We start from the raw sequence: 545 nt of genomic DNA, 5'->3' as shown, positions 1-545 counted from the left end.
GGTCCTCGCGCAGGGCCTGCAGCTCCCGATGGGCGCCCACCACCCGGTCCAGCTCCGCATAGCGGCGATTGAGCCGACGGGCCAGCAGCTGGTCGGCATGCACGGACGGATCCGCAAGGCGCTTTTGCAGCTGCTCGTGCTCCTGGAGGATCGCCTCCAGGGGCCCGGTACCCTCACGGGCTTCGATCTCGGTCACGGGTTCGCGCTCTCCTGAGGGGCTGCGGGCCGGGCGACGGCGGTCGCCGGGCGGGGATGGCATGCGACCGGTCGACGGACGCAGGACGACTCAACCCCGAGGACCGCTCGTCGAGCGGGCCCCGGGGCTGGTCGCGAGGGACCTCAGCGGTCGTCGTCCGCCTTGACGTTCAGCGTGGTCTTCTGGACCTGCATGAGGAACTCGGCGTTCGACTGGGTGTCGCGCAGCTTGGAGGTCAGCAGCTCGAGGGCCTGCTGCTGATCCAGGCTCGAGAGCACTCGACGCAGCTTCCACATGATCTTCAGCTCATCGGCGCCCATGAGGTTCTCCTCGCGACGGGTGCCCGAGG

Annotated in this window: 1 protein-coding gene and 1 pseudogene; both read right to left on the bottom strand. The window is 69.5% G+C overall.

Annotated elements, in window-relative coordinates; genetic code table 11:
• Window positions 1–259 (bottom strand): annotated as a pseudogene (locus IG178_RS25060) (hypothetical protein); the annotation flags it as partial.
• Between the two features lie 80 nt (window positions 260–339).
• On the bottom strand, window positions 340–545 hold a 206-nt coding region (locus IG178_RS25055), incomplete at its 5' end, for a hypothetical protein (RefSeq protein ID WP_193215280.1).

The organism is Neoluteolibacter marinus (assembly GCF_014904755.1).
Taxonomy (GTDB): Bacteria; Verrucomicrobiota; Verrucomicrobiia; order Verrucomicrobiales; family Akkermansiaceae; genus Haloferula; species Haloferula marina.
This window is presented reverse-complemented; position numbering and strand designations above follow the sequence as displayed.